This is a genomic window from Agrococcus sediminis (genome assembly GCF_007923295.1).
Taxonomy (GTDB): Bacteria; Actinomycetota; Actinomycetes; order Actinomycetales; family Microbacteriaceae; genus Agrococcus; species Agrococcus sediminis.
Map to the genome: position 1 here is coordinate 120,828 of NZ_VOIR01000014.1, position 25,014 is coordinate 145,841.

Consider the following 25,014-nt stretch of genomic DNA (forward strand, 5'->3'; position numbering starts at 1 on the left):
GCGACAGTGGGGGAGTCCAGACCACAGGAGGACTCATGACCGCGCAGGGATCCATCGATCGCACGGCCCCGGTGACGCCGCTGCTCGCCGTGCACGAGGCGGCCGGCGCCCAGCTGATCGACTTCGCCGGCTGGCAGATGCCGGTGCGCTACGGCTCCGACCTCGCCGAGCACCAGGCGGTGCGCGAGCGCGCGGGCCTGTTCGACCTCAGCCACATGGCCGAGCTGCGCGTGAGCGGCCCCGACGCGGGCGCGATGCTCGACCACGCGCTCGCCGGCCGCCTCTCGGCGCTCGAGCTGTGGCAGGCGAAGTACTCGCTGCTGCTCGCCGAGCACGGCGGCATCGTCGACGACCTCATCGTGTACCGCACCGGCGACGCCGAGTTCCTCGTCGTCGCCAACGCATCCAACCGCCACGCCGCGCTCGACGCGCTGACCGAGCGCGCCGCGGGCTTCGACGCGACGGTCGTCGACGAGCCCGAGCAGACCGCGCTCATCGCCGTGCAGGGCCCGGCCGCAGCGGCGATCGTCGGTGCGATCGGCCTGGAGTCCGAGCCGCTCGACGGGCTGCGCTACTACCGCAGCCTGCCGGCCGTCTTCGAGGGCGAGGACGTGCTCGTCGCCCGCACCGGCTACACCGGCGAGGACGGCTTCGAGCTGTACATCGCCGCGCACGCCGCGGAGGACCTCTGGCGCGCCATCGAGCTCGCGGGGGAGGGCCACGGGCTCGCCCGCTGCGGTCTCGCCGCGCGCGACACGCTCCGGCTCGAGGCGGGCATGCCCCTCTACGGCCACGAGCTGTCGCTCGACGTGCTGCCCGCGCAGGTCGGCCTCGGCCGGGTCGTCGCGCTCAAGACGAAGGGCGACTTCGTGGGCCGCGCCGCCGTCGAAGCCGGCCCCGCGGCCGACGCGCCCGTGCTCGTCGGCCTCACGGCCGAGGGCCGACGAGCGCCCCGCGCCGGCTACCCGGTGCTCGACAGCGACCGCGTCGTCGGCTCGGTCACGAGCGGCGCGCTGTCGCCGACGCTCGGCCACCCGATCGCGATGGCCCTCGTCGAGCCGGGCTCGGCGACCTCCGACTCCCTGTCCGTCGACGTCCGGGGCACGCAGCTGCCGGCGTCCGTCACCGCGCTGCCGTTCTACACCCGAGAGGCCCGAGCATGAGCGAGACCAAGTACACCGCAGACCACGAGTGGATCCGCGTCGAGGGCGACACCGCCACGATCGGCATCACCGACTACGCGCAGGCCGCGCTCGGCGACGTCGTGTTCGTCGACCTGCCGGGCGTGGGCCGCAGCTTCGCCGCCGGCGAGGCGATCGGCGAGATCGAGTCGACGAAGTCGGTGGGCGAGCTGCTCGCCCCCGCCGCGGGCGAGGTGCTCGAGGTCAACGACGAGGTCGCGGGCGACCCGACGCTCGTGAACTCCGCAGCCGAGGGTGCCGGCTGGCTCGTCAAGGTGCGCTTCTCGGAGGAGCCCGAGCTGCTGGACGAGGCCGCCTACCGCGAGCTCACCGCCTGATGCGCCCGTTCGTCGACCGCCACATCGGCATCGATGCGGCGGCCGAGGAGCGCATGCTCTCGGCCGTCGGCTTCGAGTCGCTCGAAGCGCTGATGGACGCCGCCGTGCCCGCGGGCATCCGCAGCGCCGGCACGGGCATCGGCGAGGCCGCCACCGAGACGAAGGCGCTCGCCGAGCTGCGCGCCCTCGCCGCCCGCAACCGGGTGCGCCACAGCGCGATCGGTCTCGGCTACCACGGCACCGTCACGCCGCCGCCCATCAAGCGCCTCATCCTCGAGAACCCCTCCTGGTACACCGCCTACACGCCGTACCAGCCCGAGATCAGCCAGGGCCGCCTCGAGGCGCTCATCAACTTCCAGACGATGGTCGCCGACCTCGCGGGCCTCGACATCGCCAACGCGTCGATGCTCGACGAGGGCACCGCGGTCGTCGAGGCGATGCTGCTCGCGCGCCGCGCCTCGAAGGCGTCGTCGTCGGTCTTCGTCGTCGACTCCGACCTGCTGCCGCAGTCGAAGGCGCTGCTGCGCCACCGCGCGCACGCGACCGGCATCGAGCTCGTCGAGCTGCCGCTCGCCGAGACCGACCCGGCCGACCTGCCCGACGCCTTCGGCCTCATCGCCCAGCTGCCCGGCGCATCCGGCCGCGTCTGGGACGCGAGCGGCGCCTTCGCCGCGGCGACCGAGATGGGCGGCGTGCCGGTGGCGGCCGCCGACCTGCTGTCGCTCGCGCTCATCGAGGCGCCCGGCAGCCAGGGCGCCCGCATCGTCGTCGGCTCCTCGCAGCGCTTCGGCGTGCCGATGGGCTTCGGCGGGCCGCACGCGGGCTTCATGGCCGTCGCCGAGTCGCTCACCCGCCAGATGCCGGGCCGGCTCGTGGGCGTCTCGGTCGACGCCGACGGCTACCCCGCCTACCGGCTCACGCTCCAGACCCGCGAGCAGCACATCCGCCGCGAGAAGGCCACGAGCAACATCTGCACCGCGCAGGTGCTGCTGGCCGTCATGGCGTCGATGTACGGCGTCTACCACGGCCCCGACGGCATCCGCGCGATCGCCGAGGGCGTCCACGCGGTCGCGACCCGCTTCGCGCGCGCTGCCCGCGAGGCCGGCGTCGAGATCGTGCACGACGCGTTCTTCGACACGGTGCGGATGCGCGTGCCCGGCCGGGCGGCCGAGCTGCGGTCGGCGGCGGCCGAGGCCGGCATCCTCGTGCACGCGGTCGACGACGACGTGCTGCACGTCTCGTTCGACGAGACGTGGGCCGAGGAGGGCACGGGCGTGCTGCTCGACGTGCTGCTGCCCGCGCTCGGCCTCGCCGACGCGGGCGAGGGGGAGCGCGCGATCCCGTCGACGCTCGCCCGCCGCAGCGACTTCATGACGCACGAGGTCTTCCACGCGCACCGCTCCGAGACGCAGCTCATGCGCTACGCGAAGCGGCTCGCCGATCGCGACTACGCGCTCGACCGCGGCATGATCCCGCTCGGCTCCTGCACGATGAAGCTCAACGCCGCGGCCGAGATGGAGGCCATCACGTGGCCCGAGTTCTCGCAGCTGCACCCGTACGCGCCGCTCGAGGACGCCGAGGGCTCGCTCGCGCTCATCGACCAGCTGGGCGACTGGCTCGCGCGCATCACCGGCTACGACACCGTCTCGCTGCAGCCGAACGCGGGCGCGCAGGGCGAGCTCGCGGGGCTCATGGCCATCCGCGGGTACCACGACTCGCGCGGCGACCGGCACCGCGACGTCGTGCTCATCCCCGCCTCGGCGCACGGCACCAACGCGGCGAGCGCCGTGCTGGCGGGCATGCGCGTCGTGGTCGTGGCGACGAGCCAGAACGGCGACGTCGACGTGGCCGATCTCGAGGCCAAGATCGGCACCCACGCGGGGCAGCTCGCGGCGCTCATGGTCACGTACCCGTCGACGCACGGCGTCTACGAGTCCGAGATCCGGCGCGTGACCGACCTCGTGCACGAGGCCGGCGGGCAGGTCTACATCGACGGCGCCAACCTCAACGCGCTGCTCGGCCACGCCACCTTCGGCGACATGGGCGGCGACGTCTCGCACCTCAACCTGCACAAGACGTTCTGCATCCCGCACGGCGGCGGCGGCCCGGGCGTCGGCCCCGTGGCGGCGAAGGCGCACCTCGCGCCCTTCCTGCCGCGCGACCCGCGCGAGGAGTCCGAGCTCATCGACGGCCTGCGCGTCGGTGCCAACCCGATCTCGTCGGCGCCGTGGGGCTCCGCGTCGATCCTGCCGATCTCGTGGGCGTACGTGCGCATGATGGGGCTCGACGGCCTGACGAAGGCGACCGCGAGCGCCGTGCTCGCGGCCAACTACGTCGCCGCGCGCCTGCGCGAGCACTTCCCGGTGCTCTACACGGGCGAGCACGGCCTCGTGGCGCACGAGTGCATCCTCGACCTGCGGCCGCTCAAGGAGGCGACCGGCGTCTCGAACGACGACGTCGCCAAGCGGCTCGTCGACTACGGCTTCCACGCGCCGACGATGTCGTTCCCCGTCGCGGGCACGCTCATGGTCGAGCCGACGGAGTCGGAGGACCTCGGCGAGCTCGACCGCTTCGTCGACGCGATGATCGCGATCAAGGCCGAGGCGGATGCGATCGGTCGCGGCGAGACGCCGCTGGCCGAGAGCGCGCTGCGGCGCGCGCCGCACACGGCGGGCTCGATCGTGCATGGCGACTGGGACCGCCCGTACACGCGCGAGCAGGCGGTCTTCCCCGTCGCGGGCGTCGAGCGGGCGAAGTACTGGCCGCCGGTCGCGCGCGTCGACCAGGCCTACGGCGACCGCAACATCGTCTGCAGCTGCCCGCCGGTGGAGGCGTTCGCCTGATGCTCCGCGGCCGTCGCTCGATCGCCGCCCGTACCGCGTCCGCGGTGGCCGGGGCGGCGGTCGTCGCGATGGCGCTGAGCGCGTGCGGTCCGCAGGTCGAGGCGCGCGTCGTGCCCGGCTCGAGCGTCGACGTGGCGTGGGAGGGCGAGCTCACGGCGGCGAGCGCGGCGAGCGTGCCGGCCGCGACCGCCGGCAACCGCGACGTCGCCGCGCTGACGCGCGCGGCGTTCGCGACGGTCGGCGCCGACGGCGAGCTGCGCGAGGACCCCTCCTTCGGCACCGCGACCGTGGTCTCCGAGGCGCCCTTCACCGTGCGCTACGACCTGGCCGACGGGGTGCGCTGGTCCGACGGCGTGCCGATCGACGCCGCCGATCTCGCGCTCGCGTGGGCCGCGTCGTCGAACGCGCTGTCGACGCCCGACCTCGACCTCGCGGCGCTGCGGGGCGAGGACGGCCGCCTCGACCTGCCGGAGGACGCGGTGTGGTTCGACGTCGCCGATCCCGGCGGGCTCGTGCACGCGGTGGAGGCGCCGGTGCGCGACGACTGGGGGCGCGCGATCGACGTCGCGTTCGCGCAGCCGGTGCCCGACTGGCGCGAGGCGCTCGAGGTCGCGGTGCCGGCCCACGTGCTCGGGCAGCAGGTGCTCGGCATCGCCGACCCGATGGAGGCGAAGCAGCGCGTGCTCGACGCGATCGACCGCGCCGACCCGCTCGCGCTCGCGCCGATCGCCGAGGCCTGGAGCGCCGGGCTGCCGATCAGCGCAGCCGACCCCGCGTCCGGCGCGCTCGTGGCGAGCGGCCCGTACCGCCTCGAGCAGCTGCGCGACGGCCGCGTCGAGCTCGTCGCGAACGACCGGTACGTGGGCGCCCAGCTGCCGCAGATCGAGCGGCTCGTGCTGCACGACGTCGCCGACGACGCGGCGGCGCTGCAGGGGCTCGTCTCCGGCGCGCTCGACGTGGCCGCGGTGCAGCCGGCCGACGGCGACCGCACGACCATCCGCGACCTCGAGCGCGACGACGCGACGCTCATCGCCGGCGCCACCGGGCTCCGCTGGGAGCTCGCGCTGCGCGCCGACCGCGCGCCGCTGCGCTCGGCCGAGGCGCGCCGCTCGCTGCTGCAGTCGATCGACCGGCAGGCGCTCGTCGAGGCGGCGCTGGGGGAGCGCGCCGAGGAGGCCGACCGCGTCGACGCGCTGCTGTTCCGCCCCGGCACCCGCGTCTACGAGTACGCGCTCGAGGACGCGGGCCTGCCGCAGGCCTTCGGCGGCGCCGAGCCCGAGGCCGCCGCCGCCGAGCGCGACCGGCTCGGCATCCCCGCCGGCACCGAGGTGTGCGTGCGCTACGACCGGTCGGATGCGTTCGCGGCGGCCGCGCTCCCTGCCATGGCCGCGCAGGCGGCCGAGGCCGGCTGGCAGGTGCGCGACTGCGGCGTCGACGACCTCGCCGCCGGGCTCGCGGAGGACGACTGGCACGCGGTGCTGCGCGTCGTCGCGGCGCCCGCCGACGCCGAGGCGGTCGCCGACCGCTGGCGCGGCGGCGGCATCACGGGCGCCGGGAGCCCCGCGCGCGAGGCGCTGCTCGACGAGGCGCTCTCCACGGCCGACCCCGACGCGCTCGAGCAGACGCTGCTCGAGGTCGAGACGTCGCTCGTCGCCGACGCGCTCGCGCTGCCGATCGCCGAGCCGATCCGCCTCACCGTGAGCGCCGCGGGACTCCAGGGCGTCGCGCCCCGCCCGGCCCCCGCATCCCTCACCTGGAACGCGTGGGAGTGGAGCCTCGAGAGCGCCACGCCCGCACCCTGAGACCGCCCGGTCCGGCGGCTACCGCGCGAACAGCTGCGGGAACGCGCCGTACGCCCACGGGTAGCCGATGAAGACGGCCACGTCGATGAGCGTGTGCGCGACGATGAGCGGCACGAGCCTGCCGGTGCGGGCGTAGAGCCAGCCGAAGAGCACGCCCATCGCGAAGTTCCCGAAGAGCGCGGGCACGCCCTGGTAGAGGTGGTAGACGCCCCGCAGCACCGCGGCGGCGACGATGATCGGCCAGGCGCCGAGCCTGCCCGCGCCCCACCCGAGCCGCCGCAGCCGCTCGAAGGCATAGCCGATCACGATCACCTCCTCGGTGAGGCCGGCGCGCAGCGCCGACAGCAGCAGCACGGGCACGGTGAACCACTGCGCGTCGAGCGGCGACGGCACGACGTCGACCGTGAGCCCCATCGCCCGCCCCGCGAGGTAGAGGGCGAGGCCGGGGATGCCGATCACGAGCACGAGGGCCGCGCCCGAGAGGGTGTCGCGCACCGGCCGGGTCGCGTCGATGCCGAGCGCGCCCAGGTGCGGCCGGCGCGAGCGCCAGAGCAGCCAGCACACGAGCGCCACCGGCACGAGGTCGAGCGCGATGCCGGTGAGCTGGTACGAGAGGTCGAGCCACGCGCGGTCGGAGCGCGCCGGGTTGAGGGCCACCTGCTGCTCGCCGATGGGCGTCGCGCGCGTCGAGACGTCGAGGAACTGCAGCACCGACCAGAGCGCGCTGGCGCCGAGCGACAGCAGCAGCACGATCGCCAGCTCCCACCACAGGCGGCGCTGCGAGGGGGCGTGCTCGCGGACGGGTTCGAGGCGGATGGGCTCGGTCACGGCTCCAGGGTAGGGCCGCGACTTCTGCGCGCCGATCGGGGCCCCTGTGCACATCTGTTGCGCGAGATCGGCGGCGGCGCATTCGATCACGGTTCTGCACCGACTTGGTAACGATCCGGTTGCCGCGCCCGATCGGGCTCGCTCTCGGGCCTACAGTGGCACTCATCCAGAGCACAGCGGCTGTCTGGCCGCGCGCTCACCTTGCACAGGAGGAACATTGAGGATCAAGCGATTCGCTGCGGGCGGCGTGCTGCTCGCGACGGGCGCGCTCGTCCTCTCCGCTTGCACGCCGACTACGGCGCCAGGAGCGGAGATCGTCGAGGGCACGTCCATCACGGCAGCGTGGAACCAGCCGTTCTACTCAGCGAACGGCAACACGTCGTTCGGCAACGCCACCGCGAACAACAACATCAACTACATGACCTACTCGGGGTTCAACTTCTACGACAACACCCCCGAGCTCCAGCAGGACACCTCCTTCGGCTCGTACGAGCTCGTGTCGGAGGACCCGCTGCAGGTCCAGTACACGATCAACGAGGGCGTCCAGTGGAGCGATGAGGTTCCCGTCGACGCCGCCGACATGCTGCTCAACTGGGCAGCCATCTCGGGCGCGTTCAACACGGAGGACTTCGCTCCGGAGGAGTACCAGGACCCGGAGACCGGTGAGTTCACCACCGAGTTCCCCGAGGGCACGGTCTTCTTCGACTCGGGCGCCACGCCCACGTCGGGCCTCGGCCTCGTGCAGGAGACGCCGGAGATCAACGAGGACGGCCGCGGCATCCTCATGACGTACTCCGACTTCTACGTCGACTGGGAGCTCGCGTTCGGCGCCGGCCTGCCCGCGCACGTCATCGCGATGAACGCGCTCGGCATCGAGGACCCGACGGAGGCCAAGCAGGCCGTCATCGACGCCATCCAGAACGAGGACATGGGCGTCATCGCGCAGCTCGCCTCCTACTGGAACACGGGCTTCAACTTCACCGAGATGCCCTCCGACACGTCGGTGCTGACGGCCAACGGCCCGTACATCATCAGCGACTTCGTGGCCGACCAGTACATCACGCTGCAGGCCAACGAGAACTACGTCGGCGACCACCAGCCGCAGGTCGAGACCATCACGGTCCGCTTCATCACCGACGCCATGGCTGCGGTGACGGCGCTCCAGAACGGCGACGTCGACATCATCCAGCCCCAGGCCACGCCTGACGTCCGCGCTGCCCTCGAGGGCACCGAGGGCATCACGGTCAGCTACGGCGAGGGTGCGACGTACGAGCACATCGACCTGCAGTTCGACCAGTCGAAGAACCCGGGCGTCTTCGAGACGCTCGAGGCTCGTCAGTCGTTCCTGCTGACGATCCCGCGCCAGGAGATCATCGACCGCCTCATCATCCCGCTGAACCCGGAGGCCACGGTCCGCAACTCGGCCGTGTTCGTCCCGGGCGCCGAGGGCTACGACGAGTCGGTCGAGAACTCGGGCATCCTCGACATGTACTCCGAGGTCGACATCGAGCAGGCCACGGCGCTGCGCGAGCAGGCCGGCCTGGAGGAGGGCACCGAGGTCTGCCTCCTGTTCGCCTCGACGAACCCTCGTCGCGTGTCGGAGTTCGAGCTCATCCGCGAGTCGGCTGCTGAGGCCGGCTGGACCGTGACCGACTGCTCGTCGCCCGAGTGGGGTGGCCTCCTCGGCGCTCCCGGTGCGTACGACGCGTCGCTCTTCGGATGGCAGTCGACCTCGCTCGGCGTCGCCTCGGTCGGTCCGAACTTCGAGACCGGCGGCATCAACAACCTGTCCTACTACTCCAACGAGGAGATGGACGCTGTCGTGCAGGAGCTCAACACCACCGTTGACACCGAGCGCCAGATGGAGCTGCTGATGGAGATCGACCGCATCCTCGTCGAGGACGCGTTCGGCATCACCATCTTCCAGTTCCCGGAGGTCACCGCGTTCTCCGACCGCATCACGGGCATCGACTCGTCGCCGCTCGCCCCGACGATCTTCTGGAACGTCTGGGACTGGACGCCGACCGAGACGAACGCCTCGGAGGGCTGATCCACCACACCCGCCTCCAGTCCCATCCACTGCTAGTGTGATGTGGCTTCAGGCAGAGAGGCGCCGGACCACCTGGCCCGGCGCCTCTCGCATGAACTCTTCCGACTCGCTCGATCAGCGATCTCGGATCCACCCGTAGACCGGAACTCAAGGAGGCGAACCGGTGGCGACATTCATCGTCAGGCGCCTGATCGCGGCAGTGCTCATCCTGCTCGCCGCGACTTTCCTCATGTACAACATGGTGGCCTTCTCAGGCGACCCGCTCGAGGATCTCCGCGGCGTCCAGACCCCGCAGACAGCGCAGCTCATCGAAGCCCGCATCCGACTGCTGCACCTCGACGTGCCGCCGCCGCTGCGCTACTTCATCTGGCTCGGGGGCATCGGCGGATGCTTCATCGGCCAGTGCGACTTCGGCATGACCATCCAGCAGCAGCCCGTGCTCAACGTGCTCCTGAACTCGATGGACCAGACCCTCCGCCTCGTGACCATCGCCACGATCGTCGCCATCATCCTCGGCATCGTCATCGGCATCACGACGGCGCTGCGCCAGTACTCCTCGTACGACTACGGCGTGACGTTCATCTCCTTCCTCTTCTTCTCGCTGCCGATCTTCTGGTTCGCGGTGCTGCTCAAGCAGTTCCTCGCCATCGGCGCGAACGACTGGCTGCAGACCGGCGCGCAGATCGACTGGTGGGTGATCGTGGTCGTCGCGCTCGTCTCCGGCCTGTTCTGGATGTCGGTGCTCGGCGGCGATCCGAAGCGCAAGGCGATCACCTTCGCGCTCGGCACGCTCGCCGGCGGCCTCGTGCTCGGCTACATGAGCATGTCGGGCTGGTTCCTGAACCCCCGCTTCATCCTCTTCGGGCTCGACTTCTCGCTCCTCGCGATCGCGTTCCTCATGCTCTCGGTGGCGCTCATCGTCACGGCGATCCTCGCCGGCATCAAGAACCGCCGCTCGCTCATGATCGGCCTCGGCGTCGCCGTGGTCGGCATCGCGCTGTACTACCCGGTGAACTACTACCTGTTCAACCCGCAGGTCGTGCCGATGAACTTCTGGATCCTCGCCGGTCTCGCGGTCGTGACGATCCTCGTGGGCGTCGGCGCCGGCTGGGTCTTCGGCGGCGACAACAAGTCGGTCAACATGAAGATCGGCGGATGGACGGCGTTCCTCGTCGGCGCGATCATGGTCGTCGACCGGCACATGCAGCTGTGGCAGGCCTACTCGCAGTCCGGCTACATCCGCGGCCGTCCGATCGCCACGATCGGCGCGAGCAACCCGGGCTTCTCGCAGTCGTCCTTCTTCGTGCAGGGCGTCGACGCGTTCACGCACCTGCTGCTGCCGACGATCGCGCTGATGGTCATCTCCTTCGCCGGCTACACGCGCTACACCCGCGCGAGCCTGCTCGAGGTGCTCAACCAGGACTACATCCGCACCGCGCGGGCGAAGGGCCTCACCGAGCGCACCGTCATCGTGCGGCACGCGTTCCGCAACGCGCTCATCCCGATCACCACGATCGTGGCGTTCGACATCGCCGGCATCATCGGCGGCGCCGTCATCACCGAGCGCGTGTTCGGCTGGACCGGCATGGGATCGATGTTCATCAACGGCCTCAACCAGGTCGACCCCAACCCGGTCATGGCGTTCTTCCTCGTCACCGGAGCGCTCGCGCTCCTGTTCAACATGCTGGCCGACATCGCATACGCGGCCCTCGACCCCCGGATCCGGGTGAGCTGATGACCACGAACATCCCGCAGACCAACGAGCCGCACGTCACCGACGCCGAGGCCAACCTCGAGCTCAAGGAGATCGAGGGCCTCAGCCAGGGCCAGATCGTCCGGAAGCGCTTCTTCCGGCACTGGGGCGCCGTCACGTCGATGATCGTGCTCGCGCTCATCATCATCCTGGCGTTCACGTCCGTCGGCATCTCGGCCGGCCCCGTCCGCATCCCCGGCTGGTGGGCCTGGGACTGGACGCAGAACCCGCGCCCGGTCAACGGCGGCACCCCCTCGTGGGAGCACCCGTTCGGCCAGGACTCGATCGGCAAGGACCTGTTCGCGCTCGTCATGCGCGGCACGCAGCAGTCGCTCATGATCATGGTGCTCGTCGGCCTCATCGGCGCGACGATCGGCATCGTCATCGGCGCGCTCTCGGGCTTCTTCCGCGGCTGGGTCGACTCGGTGCTGATGCGCTTCACCGACGTGATCATCACGATCCCGTTCATCGTGATCGGCGCCGTGATCGGCTCGACGTTCGGCAAGCTCGGCGCCTTCGTGCTCGCGATCGTGCTCGGCCTGTTCTCGTGGACGGGCCTCGCTCGACTCGTGCGCGGCGAGTTCCTCTCGCTCCGCGAGCGCGAGTTCGTCGACGCGGCCCGCGTGGCCGGCGCCTCGAACGGCCGCATCATCTTCAAGCACATCCTGCCGAACGCCATGGGCGTCATCATCGTCAACACGACGCTGCTGATGGCCGGCGCGATCCTGGCGGAGACCGGCCTGTCGTTCCTCGGGTTCGGCGTGCAGCCGCCTGACACGTCGCTCGGCCTCATCATCAGCCTCAACCAGGAGGCGTTCCAGACGCGGCCCTGGCTGTTCTGGTGGCCCGGTGCGTTCATCATCGTGATCGCGCTGTGCATCAACTTCATCGGCGACGGCCTGCGCGACGCGTTCGACCCGCGCCAGAAGCGGATGCCGTCCGAGCGGGCGATGCGCCAGGCCGACGTGGCCGCGGCCGACGCGGCCGCGCTCCGCGGCCACGAGGCCGAGGACCCGGCCTTCGCGGCTGCGGCCGACGGTCAGGCGCCGGGGCCGGACGCCCGTGCGCCGCGCGCCGAGGGCGACACCGCGGGCGACCGCGGCGACCGCGACCGGGGCTGACGTGCTGCGCTCAGCGAAGCACGAGGCCCGCGGCGGCCAGCAGCGCCGGCACGGCGACGATCGCGATCGTCGGCCAGTGCCAGCTGCGGGTCGCCGTGGCCGCCTCGTCGAGCAGGCCCTCGTCGCGCAGCTCCTCCCAGTGGGTGCGGGTGACGTGCGCGGCCGCGCCGGAGACGCTGTGCACGGCGTCTCCGGGGCGGATCGCGCCGCCCACCGTGCTCGACTCGCGGGCGAGGCGGATGTCCTCGGTCGTGACGCGCGCGATGCCGTAGCGGCTCGGCGCCGGCGCCGCCCACGCGGTCAGGCGACGGTCCTCGAGCGTGAGCTCGAGCGCCCACTTGGTGTCGATGCGCTTGATCGCGCCCCACGGCACCTCCCAGGTGCTGAAGGGGTTCACGACCTCGACGCCGCCGTGGTCGATCGTGACCCGCGGGCGCCACATGAAGGCCCACGTGACCGCGGCCCCGAGCAGCGGCCACGGCGCGGACCACAGCAGGCCCACCGGGTCGTCGGCGAGCAGGATGCTCGCCAGGGCGAGCCCCATGAGCACCCCGATCACCACCGTGATCACCCTGCCGAAGGACGATCGGAACACCGCTCGCTGATAGGCCATCCATCCAGTTTCGCAGACCACCACTGCACTGCAGACAACGCAGGAGAGGAGCTCCCGTGACCGACACGGCAGCCGCCCCCGTCGCCGACCGCGACGTCATCCTCGAGGCTCGCGACCTCAACGTCGACTTCTGGGTCGACGGCAAGTTCTACCCGGCCGTCAAGGACGCCGAGTTCAAGGTCCACGCCGGCGAGGTGCTGGCGATCGTGGGCGAGTCGGGCTCCGGCAAGTCGACGACCGCGATGGCGCTCATCAGCCTGCTCCCGCCGAACGCGCGCGTGAACGGCTCGGTGCGGCTCAAGGGCAAGGAGATCCTCGGCATCCCCGAGCGCGACCTCCGCCACATCCGCGGCAACGAGATCGCGGTGATCTTCCAGGAGCCGATGACGGCGCTCAACCCCGTCTACACGATCGGCTTCCAGATCTCCGAGGCGCTCCGCAGCCACTACGACCTCACGGTCGACCAGGCGAAGGAGCGCGCGATCGAGCTGATCGCGAAGGTCGAGATCCCCGACCCGCCGACCGCGTTCAACAAGTACCCGCACCAGCTCTCGGGCGGCCAGCGCCAGCGCGCCATGATCGCCCAGTCGCTCGCGTGCGACCCGGCGCTGCTCATCGCCGACGAGCCGACCACCGCGCTCGACGTGACGGTGCAGGCCGAGGTGCTCGACCTGATGCGCAAGCTGAAGGACGAGCTGGGCTCCGCGGTCATCCTCATCACGCACGACATGGGCGTCGTCGCCGACCTCTCCGACCGCATCATCGTCATGCGCAACGGCGAGATGGTCGACCGCGGCTCGGCGCTCGACGTCTTCCAGCGCCCCTCGCACCCGTACACGAAGGAGCTGCTGGCCGCCGTGCCGTACCTCGGCGTGCACGAGGACGAGACGGGCCGCGCGTTCGAGGCGTCGAAGGTCTCCGACACCGTCGACCCCATCCTGCGCTTCGCCGACGTCGTCATCGAGTACCCGAAGCGCGGCCGCGTGCCGGCGTTCCGGGCCGCCGAGGACATCGACCTGTCGGTGTACCCGGGCGAGATCGTCGGCCTCGTGGGCGAGTCGGGCTCCGGCAAGACGACGCTCGGCCGCGCCGCGATCGGCCTGCTGCCCATCAAGTCGGGCACGCTGACCGTCGCCGGCCACGACATCTCGGCCGCCTCGATGCGCGACCTGCGGCCGCTGCGCGAGAAGACCGGCATCGTCTTCCAGGACCCGTCGTCGTCGCTCAACCCGCGCATGCCGATCGGCGAGTCGATCGGCGAGCCGATCCTGCTCTCCCGCCGCGCGGCGGGCGACGCGATCGACCACAAGGCGCTCGACAAGCGCGTGCAGGAGCTGCTGGAGTCGGTCGAGCTGCCGACCTCCTACCGCAACCGCTACCCGCACGAGCTCTCCGGCGGCCAGAAGCAGCGCGTCGGCATCGCCCGCGCGCTCGCGCTCGCGCCCGAGCTGCTCATCGCCGACGAGCCGACCTCCGCGCTCGACGTGTCGGTGCAGGCGCGCTTCCTCGAGCTGCTCACGGGCATCCAGCAGGAGCTGCAGTTCGCGTGCCTCTTCATCAGCCACGACCTCGCGGTCGTCGACTCGCTCGCGCACCGCATCGTCGTGATGCGGAAGGGGCGCATCGTCGAGGAGGGCACGCGCGACCAGATCCTGCGCAACCCGCAGGACGCCTACACGCAGCGCCTCATCTCCGCCGTGCCGCTGCCCGACCCGGTCGCGCAGGCCGAGCGCAGGGAGTCGCGCCGGGCGAGCTGACCGCCGCCCCGCACGCACGGCCGCGGCCGCCCGCTAGGATGGGCGCCGCGGCCGTTCGTCGCGAACTCCCCAGAACCGGAAGGCACCTGCATGCCGATCGCCGCGCGATCCGACCTCCGCAACGTGGCGATCGTCGCCCACGTCGACCACGGCAAGACCACCCTCGTCGACGCGATGCTGACGCAGACCGGCTCCTTCGGGGCCCACGACACGCACGACGAGCGCGCCATGGACTCGAACGAGCTGGAGCGTGAGAAGGGCATCACGATCCTCGCCAAGAACACGGCGATCCGCTACACCGGCGCGCACGCCGCCGACGGCCCCGTCACGATCAACGTCATCGACACCCCCGGCCACGCCGACTTCGGCGGTGAGGTCGAGCGCGGCCTGTCGATGGTCGACGGCGTCGTGCTGCTCGTCGACGCCTCCGAGGGCCCGCTGCCGCAGACGCGCTTCGTGCTCCGCAAGGCGCTCGAGGCCAAGCTCCCCGTGATCCTGCTCGTCAACAAGACCGACCGCCACGACGCGCGCATCGACGCGGTCGTGGGGGAGAGCCAGGACCTGCTGCTCGGCCTCGCCTCCGACCTCGCCGACGACGTGCCCGACCTCGACCTCGACGCCGTCCTCGACGTGCCGGTCGTCTACGCATCCGGCAAGGCCGGCCGCGCGTCGACCGCGAAGCCCGCCGACGGCTCGCTGCCCGACAGCGAGGACCTCGAGCCGCTCTTCGGGGCGATCCTCGAGCACATCCCGGCGCCGACGTACGACGACGAGGCTCCGCTGCAGGCGCACGTCACCAACCTCGACGCATCCCCCTTCCTCGGCCGCCTCGCGCTGCTGCGCATCAAGGCGGGCACGCTCAAGAAGGGCCAGACGGTCGCCTGGGTGCGGCACGACGGCGAGGTGCAGAACGTGCGCGTCACCGAGCTGCTCGAGACGAAGGCGCTCGACCGCGTGCCGGCCGAGAGCGCCGGCCCCGGCGACATCGTCGCGGTCGCCGGCATCGCCGAGATCACCATCGGCGAGACGCTCGCCGACCCCGACGACGTGCGCCCGCTGCCGGCGATCACCGTCGACGAGCCGGCCATCTCGATGACGATCGGCACCAACACGTCGCCGCTCGCCGGCAAGATCAAGGGCTCCAAGCTCACCGGCCGCATGGTGAAGGACCGCCTCGACCGCGAGCTCATCGGCAACGTGTCGCTGCGCGTCGTCGATATCGGCCGGCCCGACGCGTGGGAGGTGCAGGGCCGCGGCGAGCTCGCGCTCGCCATCCTCGTCGAGCAGATGCGCCGCGAGGGCTTCGAGCTGACCGTCGGCAAGCCGCAGGTGGTCACGCGCAAGATCGACGGCGTGCTGCACGAGCCGTTCGAGCACCTCACGATCGACGTCCCCGAGGAGCACCTCGGCGCCGTGACCCAGCTGCTCGCGGGCCGCAAGGGCATCATGGACGGGATGACGAACCACGGCACCGGGTGGGTGCGCATGGAGTTCGTCGTGCCGAGCCGCGGCCTCATCGGCTTCCGCACCGAGTTCCTCACGAGCACGCGCGGCACGGGCATCGCCAACGCGATCGCGCACGGCTGGCAGCCGTGGGCGGGCGCGATCACCACGCGCAACAACGGCGCGCTCGTCGCTGACCGCACGGGCGTCGCCACGCCCAACGCGATCATGGCGCTGCAGGAGCGCGGGGTCTTCTTCGTGAAGCCCGGCGACGACGTCTACGAGGGGATGGTCGTCGGCGAGAACGCGCGCGCCGACGACATGGACGTCAACATCACCAAGGAGAAGAAGCTCAACAACATCCGGTCGTCGACCGGTGAGGAGCTCGAGCGCCTGACGCCGCCGAAGACGCTCTCGCTCGAGGAGTGCCTCGAGTGGGCGCGCGACGACGAGTGCGTCGAGGTGACGCCGCACGCCGTGCGCATCCGCAAGGTGACGCTCGACGCGACCACCCGTGCCCGCGAGGCGTCGCGCCTCAAGAAGCAGGGCTGACCCTCCCGTCGATTGGTCACGAAGTGCTGGCCGTGAGCCCTCCGGCCAGCACTTCGTGACCAATCGGTCTTGAGCCGTCGCCGGTCGGCGATGGCTGGGCGGGCACCCCGGCTCAGCGGGTCGCGGCAGCCGCGGCCATGCGGAGCGCACGCACGTGCGCGATGTGCGCGAGCACGCCCCGGGCGCCGCCCTGGAGGTCTGCCTTGGTGACGCGGATGACGTACCAGCCGTCGGACTGCAGCCTCCGCAGCCGACGGATGTCGCGCTGGTACTGCCCGTCGTCGGTCCGATGCTGCTCGCCGTCGTACTCGATCGCGAGCCGCAGCTCGGGGTAGGCGAGGTCGATCCGCGCCCAGACGCGGCCGTCGGGCTCGCGGAGCTCGAGCTGCAGCACCGGCTCGGGCAGGCCTGCGCCGATGATGCGCAGCCGCAGCTGCGTCTCCTTCGCCGACTCGGCGCCGGGGCGCACGAGCGCGAGCGCGCGGTCCACCACCGCCATGCCGCGGGCTCCTCGGTAGCGGCGCGTCGCGTCGGCGAGCGCGTCGATCGTGAGGCTGCCGGTGCGCCGCGGATCGACGATCCAGTCGCCGACCGCCACCAGCTCCTCGACGCTGAGCAGGGTCGCGAGGTGGACGAAGGTGTCGGCGACGGCCTCCGCGCGGAGCCCGGCGACCTCGACGACCTCCGACTTGATGCGGTGTCCGACCACGCCGGGCCGGCGCATCCGCCCGGTGAAGGAAGGGGATGCGAGGTGCACCGGTCCGCGCTCCAGCCGGCGCGGGATCGGCATGCCGTGGAGGAGCGCTGCGGTCGCGTGGGAGAAGAACTGGTCGGGTCTCGCGAGCGCGGTGAGCGCGGCGATCAGCTCGTCGCGGCCCTCCTCGACGGTGGTCGGCGGCGGCCCGACGACGCGGCACCCGCTCGCCGGGCGTCGGAACGCCGCTCCCCGCAGCTGCGCGGCCGTCAGGCCCGAGGCCTTCCCCTGCCTCGTCGTGAACACCGTGCGCTCCGCATCCATCCCCGGACCATGCCGCATCCGGCCCCGCGCCCGCCGCGCCGCGCGACCCCGCTGTGGATCGCCCTGCCGCCCCGCTCCACCCCGCCCGAGGCGCCCCCGATCGATTGGTCACGAATCGCTGTTCGCGGGGCCGCGCGACAGCGATTCGTGACCAATCAGGGTCAGGCGGGGGTGGGGGCCGGGCGGATGCGGTGGGACGCGCCGCGGTGCTCGTCCGGGAGGCGGGCGCCGCGGCCGTGCAGCTTCTGGCGCAGCGTGCCCTCGGCGTACGCCTCCGGGTAGGCGCCGCGCTCCCGCAGCACCGGCACGACGTGCTCGATCACGTCCTCCCAGGTGCCGGGCGTGACGGCGTAGGCGAGGTTGAACCCGTCGACGTCGGTCTCCTCCACCCACTCCTGCAGCGCATCCGCGATCTCCTCGCCGCTGCCGACGAGCGTCGGCCCGAGCCCGCCGATCGCGGCATGGCGGCCGAGGTCGCCGACCGACCACTCGCGGCCCAGCTCCGCCTCGGCCTGCAGGTGGTGCAGCACCGACTGGATCGCGTTCGACTCGACGTCGCCCACCGGGTCCGCCGGGTCGTAGGCGGCGAGGTCGACGCCCATCCATCCCGACATGAACACGAGCGCGCCCTCCTCGCTCGCGTAGGAGCGGTACTCGGCCTCCTTCGCGAGCGCCTCCTCGCCGGTCGCCGCGGTGATGATGGTGAGCAGCGTGTAGATGCGGGCTGAGCGGCGGTCGCGGCCGGAGGCCTCGAGGGCGTCGCGGATGCGCCGCACGGTGCCGGCGAGGACCTCCTTCGAGGGGGCCGCGACGAAGATCGCCTCGGCGTGCTCGGCCGCGAAGGCGACCCCGCGGGGCGAGGCGCCCGCCTGGTAGATGACCGGCGTGCGCTGCGGCGACGGCTCCGAGATGTGCGCGCCCGGCACGGTGAAGAAGCGTCCGCGGTGGTCGATGTCGTGCACCTTCGACGGGTCGGCGAAGACGCCGCGCTCGCGGTCCTCGACGACGGCGTCGTCCTCCCACGAGCCCTCCCACAGCTTGTAGAGCACCTCGAGGTACTCGTCGGCGTGGTCGTAGCGGTCGTCGTGCGCGAGCTGGTCGTCCTGCCCCATGTTGCGCGCAGCGCTCGGCAGGTAGCCGGTGACGACGTTCCAGCCCACGCGGCCGCCCGTGAGGTGGTCGAGCGTCGTCATGCGGCGGGCGAAGGGGTAGGGGTGCTCGAACGCGGTGCCGGCGGTGATGCCGAAGCCGAGGTGCTCGGTGACCGCGGCCATCGCGCTCACGAGCAGGATCGGGTCGTTGACCGGCACCTGCGCGCCGTTGCGCACGGCAGCCTCGCGGGTGCCGCCGTAGACGTCGTAGGTGCCGAGCACATCGGCGATGAAGAGGCCGTCGAAGGCGCCCCGCTCGAGCAGCTGGGCCAGCTCGGTCCAGTAGCCGATGGTGTTGTAGTGCCGCGACCGGTCGTCGGGGTGGCGCCATAGCCCGGAGGACTGGTGCGCGACGCAGTTCATGTCGAAGGCGTTGAAGCGGATCTGGCGTGTCATGCCCGGCATCGTGGCGGGCGCCGGAGGGGCGGGGCAACGGATGGGCGACGCCCGGCGTCATGGCACGTCACGGTCCGTCACACTCGCCCGCCCCGGGCCGCGCGGGCCTACCGTTGCCGCCATGACGCATCCGACCCTCCGCATCGTCGCCGTGAGCGGCAGCGTGCACCGGCCGTCGTCGACGACGGCGCTGGTCGCCGCGCTCGCTGACGCGGTCGCGCGGCGCACGGACGCGACGATCGAGCTCGTCGAGCTCGTCGACGTCGGGCCGCACCTCGGGGGCGCGCTGCGGCGCGAGTCGCTGCCGGCCGCGGCGGAGCGGGCGATCCGCGCCATCGAGGCGGCCGACCTGCTCGTGGTGGGGAGCCCGGTGTACCGGGCGAGCTTCACGGGCCTGTTCAAGCACCTGTTCGACTTCGTCGACCAGCGCGCGCTCGTCGACGTGCCGGTGCTGCTCGCCGCGACGGGCGGCTCCCACCGCCACGCGCTCACGATCGAGCACCAGCTGCGGCCGCTCTTCGCGTTCTTCCAGGCGCTCACGCTGCCCGTCGGCGTCTACGCCTCGAGCGAGGAGTTCGAGCACGGCCGCGTGCGCTGCGCCGCGGTGCTCGACCGCATCGAGGCGGCCGCCGACCGCGCGCTGCCGTACCTGCGCGCCGTGCCGGCGCCGGTGCGCCCCGCCGCGTTCTGACGCGCGCGCGTCATCGGAGGGCGTGCGGCGGTGGTTGGATGAGAGGAATGGACCCCCGCCTCGAGCGCGTGCTGTTCGTGCACGCGCACCCCGACGACGAGACGCTCTCGACCGGCGCCGCGATCGCGACCGTCGCCGCGGGCGGCGGCGACGCGGTCGTCGTGACGTTCACGCTCGGCGAGCGCGGCGAGGTGCGCGCCGAGCGCCAGCCCGACGTCGACCACGTCGGCGTCGGCGAGGTGCGCCGGCAGGAGCTCGACCAGGCGCTCCGCGCGCTCGGCGCGCGCGGCCGCCGCATCCACGGCTGGGACGACTCCGGCATGTCGTGGATCCGCAGCGGCGTCGCGGGCCCCGCGCCCGACGCGCCGCCGACCGCGATGGGCATGGCCGACCCCGACGACCTCGCGGATGCGCTCGGCGTCGTCATCGAGGAGACCGACCCGACGGCGATGGTCACCTACGACGCCGACGGCGGCTACGGCCACCCCGACCACGTGGCCGCGCACCGCGCATCCGTCATCGTCGCCCGCCGCTACGACCTGCCGCTCTACGTGCGCACCGACCGTCCTGCCGACGTCGCCTTCCCGCTCGAGCCCGTGCGGCAGCGGGTGCTCGACGCGCTCGCCGCGCACCGCTCGCAGCTCACCGTCGAGGGCGACGACGTCGTGCACGTCGGGGGCCAGCGCCGGCCGCTCGACGCGGTCGAGCACTACCGGCTGATCGAGACCCGGCCGCCGCGCCGCACGCGCTGGCTGCTGCGCGCCGGTGCGCTGCTCGCGGGCATCGTCATCGGCGTCGTGGGCACCTTCTCGCACCAGCAGGTGCCGTGGGGCATCCTGCTGTCGCTCGTCGCCGCCGTCGGCTTCATCGGCGGCGTGCGCGCGGCATCCGGCTCCCGGCCCATGACGATCGCGGCCGTGCTCGGCGTGGTGGGCGTGATCGCGCTCATCGCGATCGACCCGCTCGGCCGGGGCGCGTTCGGCACCGAGCGCGCGCTCGTGCCGACGAACCTTCCCGGCTGGCTCTGGACCATCGTGCCGGCCGCCGCATCGCTGCTCGCCCTGGCGTGGCCGGACGCCGAGGCCACGCGCCGGATTAGGATGGCAGCGATGAGCCAGGCGCAGCAGCGCCGGCCGGACACCGAGCCGACGGAAGGGGACCGGCAGTGACCTACGTGATCGCGCTCCCGTGCGTCGACGTCAAGGATCGCGCCTGCGTCGACGAGTGCCCCGTCGACTGCATCTACGAGGGGGAGCGGATGCTGTACATCCACCCCGACGAGTGCGTCGACTGCGGCGCGTGCGAGCCGGTGTGCCCGGTCGAGGCGATCTTCTACGAGGACGACACGCCGGAGGAGTGGGCCGAGTACTACGAGGCGAACGTGCACTTCTTCGACGAGATCGGCTCGCCCGGCGGGGCCGCGAAGGTGGGCGTCATCAAGCACGACCACCCGATCGTGGCCGCGCTGCCGCCGCAGGCCTGAGCCGCGGCCGAGCCGATGCTCCGCCTGCCCGACTTCCCCTGGGACACCCTCGCCGACGCCAAGGCGCTCGCGAGCGCGCACCCCGGCGGCCTCGTCGACCTCAGCGTCGGCTCGCCCGTCGACCCGACGCCCGAGCTGCTGCAGCGGGCGCTGCGCGAGGCGACCGACGCGCACGGCTACCCGACGAACTGGGGCACGCCCGAGGCGCGCCGGGCGATCGTCGAGTGGTTCGCCCGCGTGCGCGGCGTGCCGGGCCTGACCGACGAGAGCGTGCTCGTGACGGTCGGCTCGAAGGAGCTCGTCGCCGGCCTCCCGCAGCAGCTCGGCCTCGGCCCGGGCGACGCGGTCGTGCACCCGGCCGTCGCCTACCCGACCTACGACATCGGCGCGCGGATGGCCGGCGCGACGCCGGTGCCCGCCGACGACCCAGGCACCTGGCCCGAGTCGACGAGGCTCGTGTGGCTCAACTCGCCGTCGAACCCGACCGGCGCGGTGCTGGGCGTGGATGCGCTGCGGCGCGTCGTGCGCGCGGCGCGCGAGCGGGGCGTCGTGGTGGCGAGCGACGAGTGCTACGCGCTGCTGCCGTGGGAGGTCGACGAGGCGCCCTCGATCCTCGATCCGCGCGTCACCGACGGCGACCTGTCGGGCCTCATCGCCGTCTACTCGCTCAGCAAGCAGTCCAACCTCGCCGGCTACCGCGCCGCGTTCGTCGCCGGCGACGCGGCGGTCGTGCAGCGGGTGCTCGCGGTGCGCAAGCACCTCGGCCTCATGGCGCCGAGCCCCGTGCAGCATGCGCTCGCGGTCGCGCTCGGCGATGCGAGCCACGTCGACGAGCAGCGCGAGCGCTACCGGGCGCGGCGCGCGCTGCTGCTGCCGGCGCTCCGCGAGCGCGGCTTCGCGGTCGAGTCGGAGGCGGGCCTGTACCTGTGGGCGACCGACGGCACGGATGCGCTCGCGCAGGTCGACGCGCTCGCGCGGCTGGGCATCCTGGTCGCCCCGGGCACCTTCTACGGCGACGCGACCCACGTGCGGGTCGCGCTCACCGCATCCGACGACGACATCGCGGAGGCCGCGGCGCGCCTGCGCGGCTGAGCCCCGGCGGCGTGGGAGGGCGCCGCCGGAGGGCGGGTAGGCTGTCCTGGTGACGACCGAGGACACCGCAACCAGCCCTGCCATCTCGACGCGGGCGAGCGACGCCGGCTCCGCTGCCGGCCGCAGCGTGACGCTCCAGCACGACGGCCGCTCCACCGAGCTGCAGGTGCTCGAGGCCTCGGACGGCCGCTCCGCGATCGACGTGTCGAAGCTCACGCGCGACACCGGCCTCACGGCCCTCGACTACGGCTTCGTCAACACCTCCGCCACCCGCTCGTCGATCACCTACATCGACGGCGACGAGGGCATCCTGCGCTACCGCGGCTACCCGATCGAGGAGCTCGCCGAGCAGAAGACGTTCCTCGACGTCGCGCACCTGCTCATCTACGGCGAGCTGCCGAGCGAGGACGAGCTGGCCGGCTTCGACCAGCGCGTGCGCCGCCACACGCTGCTGCACGAGGACCTGCGCCGCTTCTTCGACGCGCTGCCGCGCGACGCGCACCCGATGAGCGCGCTCTCGAGCGCCGTGAGCGCCCTGTCGACGTACTACGAGCACGACCACGACCCGCGCGACGCCGACAAGGTCGACAAGCAGACCATCCGGCTGCTCGCGAAGATGCCGGTCATCGCCGCGTACGCGCACAAGAAGTCGATCGGGCAGGCGTTCCTCTACCCCGACAACTCGCTCTCGTTCGTCGAGAACTACCTCAAGCTCAACTTCGGCATCCAGGCCGAGGAGTACATCCAGAACCCGGTGATGGTGCGCGCGCTCGAGCGGCTGCTCATCCTGCACGCCGACCACGAGCAGAACGCGTCGACCTCGACCGTGCGGCTCGTCGGCTCGACCGACGCCAACCTGTTCGCCTCGGTCTCGGCCGGCATCCACGCCCTCTCGGGCCCGCTGCACGGCGGCGCGAACGAGGCCGTGCTCGCGATGCTGCGCGGCATCCGCGACTCCGGCGACGGCGTCGAGCGCTTCGTCGAGCGCGTGAAGCGCAAGGAGCAGGGCGTGAAGCTCATGGGCTTCGGGCACCGCGTCTACAAGAACTACGACCCGCGCGCGAAGCTCGTCAAGGCATCCGCCGAGGAGGTGCTCGCGCAGCTCGGCGTGCGCGACCCGCTGCTCGACATCGCGCAGGAGCTCGAGCAGGTCGCGCTCGCCGACGACTACTTCAAGGAGCGCAAGCTCTACCCGAACGTCGACTTCTACACGGGCGTCATCTACAAGGCGATGGGCTTCCCGGAGCGCATGTTCACGGTGCTGTTCGCCATCGGCCGCCTGCCCGGCTGGATCGCGCACTGGCGCGAGATGATGCTCGACCCGCAGACGAAGATCGGCCGCCCGCAGCAGCTGTACGTCGGCCCCACCGAGCGCCACATCTGACCCACCCCGGCCTGCGGCCCCGCCGCTCGCCCCCGTGCCGCCTGCGCGGCTGACCCGGAGCATCCATGACCAGCACCACGCAGGCGACGCCCACCGGCGCCGTCGACCGCTTCTTCAAGATCTCCGAGCGCGGCTCGAGCGTCTCGCAGGAGATCCGCGGCGGCCTCGTCACGTTCTTCGCGATGGCGTACATCATCGTGCTGAACCCGCTCATCATCGGCGGGTTCTCGGCCGACCAGGCGGCGACCGACGTCGAGGGCGGATGGCTCCCCAACGGCCAGGTCGCGGCCGTCACGGCGCTCGTGGGCGGCCTGATGACGCTCGCGATGGGGCTCATCGCCAACGTGCCCTTCGGGCTCGCGGCGGGCCTCGGCATCAACTCGTTCCTCGCCTTCGGCCTCGTGGGCGAGCTGACGTGGCCGGAGGCGATGGGCCTCGTGCTCATCAACGGCCTCATCATCGTGCTGCTCGCCGCGACCGGCCTGCGCCGGATGATCTTCGACGCCGTGCCCGCGGCGCTCAAGAGCGCGATCGCGGTCGGCATCGGCCTGTTCATCGCCTTCATCGGCTTCGTCGACTCGGGCTTCGTGCGCTCGACCGGCATCGCCGCGCCGCCCGTGCAGCTCGGCGACGGCGGCTCGATCACGTCGCTGCCGACCGCGACGTTCGTCATCGGCGTGGTGCTCATGGGCATCCTGATGGCGCTGCGCGTCAAGGGCGCGCTCCTCATCGGCATCGTCGCCACCACGGTGATCGCGATCGTGCTCGAGTCGATCTTCCGCGTCGGCCCGTCGCTCGGCCAGGACCCCGACGCGTGGAACCTCAACGCCCCGGCGCTGCCGACGAGCATCGTCGCGCTGCCCGACCTCTCGCTCGTCGGCCAGGTCTCGTTCGGCTCGTTCGAGCGGATCGGCATGCTCGCGACGACGATGTTCATCTTCACGCTGCTGTTCCTCAACTTCTTCGACGCGATGGGCACGATGACGGGCCTCGCGCGCCAGGCGGGCATCGCGACGCCCGACGGCCAGTTCCCGGGCCTGAAGCGCGCCCTCGTGGTCGAGGGCGTCGGCGCGATCGCGGGCGGCGGCGCGAGCGCGTCGTCGAACACGGTGTTCGTCGACTCCGCGGCCGGCATCGGCGAGGGCGCCCGCACCGGGCTCGCCTCGGTCGTGACCGGCGTGCTGTTCCTGGCCGCGATGTTCCTCACGCCGCTCACGCAGATCGTGCCGCTCGAGGTCGCGGCCGCGACGCTCGTCGTGGTCGGCGCGATGATGATGAGCCAGATCGCCGACATCGACTTCACCGACTTCCGCGTCGCGCTGCCCGCGTTCCTCACGATCGTCGTGATGCCGCTCACCTACAACATCGCCAACGGCATCGGCGTCGGCTTCATCGCGTGGGTGATCATCAACGCCGTCTCCGGGCGCGCGAAGACGATCTCGCCCCTGCTGTGGATCGTCGCGGCGCTCTTCGTCGTGTTCTTCGTGCGCGGACCGCTGCAGGCGCTCATCGGCTGAC

At 72.1% G+C, this 25,014-nt stretch carries 19 protein-coding genes; 15 read left to right on the plus strand and 4 right to left on the minus strand.

Translation table 11 applies throughout. The features are described from left to right. Window positions 1-35: 35 nt before the first annotated feature. The 4 genes from gcvT to FQ330_RS08195 are packed head-to-tail and all read left to right on the plus strand — an operon-like array spanning window position 36 to window position 6,164. Window positions 36-1,163, plus strand: a complete 1,128-nt coding sequence (gene gcvT, locus FQ330_RS08180) for a glycine cleavage system aminomethyltransferase GcvT (protein ID WP_146356659.1) — start codon at window positions 36-38, stop codon at window positions 1,161-1,163. Then, complete coding sequence (gene gcvH, locus FQ330_RS08185; RefSeq protein WP_146356661.1) at window positions 1,160-1,519, plus strand: glycine cleavage system protein GcvH; 360 nt, start codon at window positions 1,160-1,162, stop codon at window positions 1,517-1,519. The genes gcvT and gcvH overlap by 4 nt, the downstream gene beginning before the upstream one ends. Then, a complete protein-coding gene (gcvP, locus tag FQ330_RS08190; protein WP_146356663.1) occupies window positions 1,519-4,362 on the plus strand; it encodes an aminomethyl-transferring glycine dehydrogenase in 2,844 nt (947 codons plus the stop codon). Before gcvH ends, gcvP begins: the two co-directional genes overlap by 1 nt. Beyond that, on the plus strand, window positions 4,362-6,164 hold the full coding sequence (locus tag FQ330_RS08195; protein ID WP_146356665.1) for an ABC transporter substrate-binding protein: 1,803 nt from the start codon (window positions 4,362-4,364) through the stop codon (window positions 6,162-6,164). Before gcvP ends, FQ330_RS08195 begins: the two co-directional genes overlap by 1 nt. Before the next feature lie 18 nt (window positions 6,165-6,182). Here FQ330_RS08195 and FQ330_RS08200 read toward each other — a convergent pair whose 3' ends face one another. Continuing rightward, the gene (locus FQ330_RS08200) at window positions 6,183-6,992 is read right to left on the minus strand and encodes a CPBP family intramembrane glutamic endopeptidase (protein WP_225792759.1); all 810 of its coding nucleotides are present in this window, start codon (window positions 6,990-6,992) and stop codon (window positions 6,183-6,185) included. A 217-nt stretch (window positions 6,993-7,209) separates the two neighbouring features. On the opposite strand from FQ330_RS08200, the gene FQ330_RS08205 reads away from it, so the two are divergent. The 3 genes from FQ330_RS08205 to FQ330_RS08215 all read left to right on the plus strand — a co-directional run bounded on the left by FQ330_RS08205 (window position 7,210) and on the right by FQ330_RS08215 (window position 11,916). Then, entirely contained in the window at window positions 7,210-9,042 is a 1,833-nt protein-coding gene (locus tag FQ330_RS08205; protein ID WP_225792760.1) for an ABC transporter family substrate-binding protein, read from the plus strand. A 163-nt stretch (window positions 9,043-9,205) separates the two neighbouring features. Next, complete coding sequence (locus FQ330_RS08210; RefSeq protein WP_146356669.1) at window positions 9,206-10,777, plus strand: ABC transporter permease; 1,572 nt, start codon at window positions 9,206-9,208, stop codon at window positions 10,775-10,777. Further along, window positions 10,777-11,916, plus strand: coding sequence for an ABC transporter permease (locus tag FQ330_RS08215; RefSeq protein ID WP_128189798.1), 1,140 nt, complete (start codon window positions 10,777-10,779; stop codon window positions 11,914-11,916). The genes FQ330_RS08210 and FQ330_RS08215 overlap by 1 nt, the downstream gene beginning before the upstream one ends. Window positions 11,917-11,926: 10 nt before the next feature. Here FQ330_RS08215 and FQ330_RS08220 read toward each other — a convergent pair whose 3' ends face one another. Then, a complete protein-coding gene (locus FQ330_RS08220) occupies window positions 11,927-12,529 on the minus strand; it encodes a PH domain-containing protein (RefSeq protein ID WP_128189799.1) in 603 nt (200 codons plus the stop codon). Window positions 12,530-12,585: 56 nt separating this feature from the next. On the opposite strand from FQ330_RS08220, the gene FQ330_RS08225 reads away from it, so the two are divergent. Together FQ330_RS08225 and typA are read left to right on the plus strand one after the other, a co-directional pair. Continuing rightward, complete coding sequence (locus tag FQ330_RS08225; RefSeq protein WP_128189800.1) at window positions 12,586-14,286, plus strand: ABC transporter ATP-binding protein; 1,701 nt, start codon at window positions 12,586-12,588, stop codon at window positions 14,284-14,286. Window positions 14,287-14,376: 90 nt separating this feature from the next. Continuing rightward, complete coding sequence (typA, locus tag FQ330_RS08230) at window positions 14,377-16,281, plus strand: translational GTPase TypA (RefSeq protein ID WP_146356671.1); 1,905 nt, start codon at window positions 14,377-14,379, stop codon at window positions 16,279-16,281. Window positions 16,282-16,393: 112 nt separating this feature from the next. Here typA and FQ330_RS08235 read toward each other — a convergent pair whose 3' ends face one another. After that, window positions 16,394-17,299: an endonuclease domain-containing protein gene (locus FQ330_RS08235; RefSeq protein WP_192575886.1), complete on the minus strand. Its 906-nt coding sequence runs from the start codon at window positions 17,297-17,299 to the stop codon at window positions 16,394-16,396. Between the two features lie 161 nt (window positions 17,300-17,460). Next, entirely contained in the window at window positions 17,461-18,846 is a 1,386-nt protein-coding gene (locus tag FQ330_RS08240; RefSeq protein WP_146356675.1) for an LLM class flavin-dependent oxidoreductase, read from the minus strand. A gap of 121 nt (window positions 18,847-18,967) precedes the next feature. On the opposite strand from FQ330_RS08240, the gene msuE reads away from it, so the two are divergent. From msuE to FQ330_RS08270, 6 genes are all read left to right on the plus strand, one after another. Beyond that, entirely contained in the window at window positions 18,968-19,537 is a 570-nt protein-coding gene (msuE, locus tag FQ330_RS08245) for an FMN reductase (RefSeq protein ID WP_146356677.1), read from the plus strand. Window positions 19,538-19,584: 47 nt separating this feature from the next. Beyond that, a complete protein-coding gene (locus FQ330_RS08250; protein WP_192575887.1) occupies window positions 19,585-20,706 on the plus strand; it encodes a PIG-L family deacetylase in 1,122 nt (373 codons plus the stop codon). Beyond that, window positions 20,703-21,020 (plus strand): ferredoxin, encoded by a 318-nt coding sequence (fdxA, locus tag FQ330_RS08255; protein WP_128189925.1) that lies wholly within the window; start codon window positions 20,703-20,705, stop codon window positions 21,018-21,020. Before FQ330_RS08250 ends, fdxA begins: the two co-directional genes overlap by 4 nt. A gap of 15 nt (window positions 21,021-21,035) precedes the next feature. Next, a complete protein-coding gene (gene dapC / locus FQ330_RS08260) occupies window positions 21,036-22,112 on the plus strand; it encodes a succinyldiaminopimelate transaminase (RefSeq protein ID WP_146356681.1) in 1,077 nt (358 codons plus the stop codon). 127 nt (window positions 22,113-22,239) lie between these two features. Further along, window positions 22,240-23,496 carry a citrate synthase gene (locus FQ330_RS08265; RefSeq protein WP_128189928.1) on the plus strand — a complete coding sequence of 419 codons (1,257 nt, stop codon included), beginning with the start codon at window positions 22,240-22,242 and terminating at the stop codon, window positions 23,494-23,496. 65 nt (window positions 23,497-23,561) lie between these two features. Continuing rightward, complete coding sequence (locus FQ330_RS08270) at window positions 23,562-25,013, plus strand: NCS2 family permease (protein ID WP_128189923.1); 1,452 nt, start codon at window positions 23,562-23,564, stop codon at window positions 25,011-25,013. The last annotated feature ends 1 nt before the right edge of the window (window position 25,014 follow it).

Bases quoted from the DNA above. Each gene is read 5' to 3' on its own strand.
- FQ330_RS08235 (WP_192575886.1), bottom strand. From the start codon at position 17,299: ATGGATGCGGAGCGCACGGTGTTCACGACGAGGCAGGGGAAGGCCTCG.
- FQ330_RS08240 (WP_146356675.1), bottom strand. From the start codon at position 18,846: ATGACACGCCAGATCCGCTTCAACGCCTTCGACATGAACTGCGTCGCG.
- typA (WP_146356671.1), top strand. From the start codon at position 14,377: ATGCCGATCGCCGCGCGATCCGACCTCCGCAACGTGGCGATCGTCGCC.
- FQ330_RS08270 (WP_128189923.1), top strand. From the start codon at position 23,562: ATGACCAGCACCACGCAGGCGACGCCCACCGGCGCCGTCGACCGCTTC.
- gcvT (WP_146356659.1), top strand. From the start codon at position 36: ATGACCGCGCAGGGATCCATCGATCGCACGGCCCCGGTGACGCCGCTG.
- FQ330_RS08220 (WP_128189799.1), bottom strand. From the start codon at position 12,529: ATGGCCTATCAGCGAGCGGTGTTCCGATCGTCCTTCGGCAGGGTGATC.
- gcvP (WP_146356663.1), top strand. From the start codon at position 1,519: ATGCGCCCGTTCGTCGACCGCCACATCGGCATCGATGCGGCGGCCGAG.
- msuE (WP_146356677.1), top strand. From the start codon at position 18,968: ATGACGCATCCGACCCTCCGCATCGTCGCCGTGAGCGGCAGCGTGCAC.
- FQ330_RS08250 (WP_192575887.1), top strand. From the start codon at position 19,585: ATGGACCCCCGCCTCGAGCGCGTGCTGTTCGTGCACGCGCACCCCGAC.
- gcvH (WP_146356661.1), top strand. From the start codon at position 1,160: ATGAGCGAGACCAAGTACACCGCAGACCACGAGTGGATCCGCGTCGAG.
- FQ330_RS08215 (WP_128189798.1), top strand. From the start codon at position 10,777: ATGACCACGAACATCCCGCAGACCAACGAGCCGCACGTCACCGACGCC.
- dapC (WP_146356681.1), top strand. From the start codon at position 21,036: ATGCTCCGCCTGCCCGACTTCCCCTGGGACACCCTCGCCGACGCCAAG.
- FQ330_RS08195 (WP_146356665.1), top strand. From the start codon at position 4,362: ATGCTCCGCGGCCGTCGCTCGATCGCCGCCCGTACCGCGTCCGCGGTG.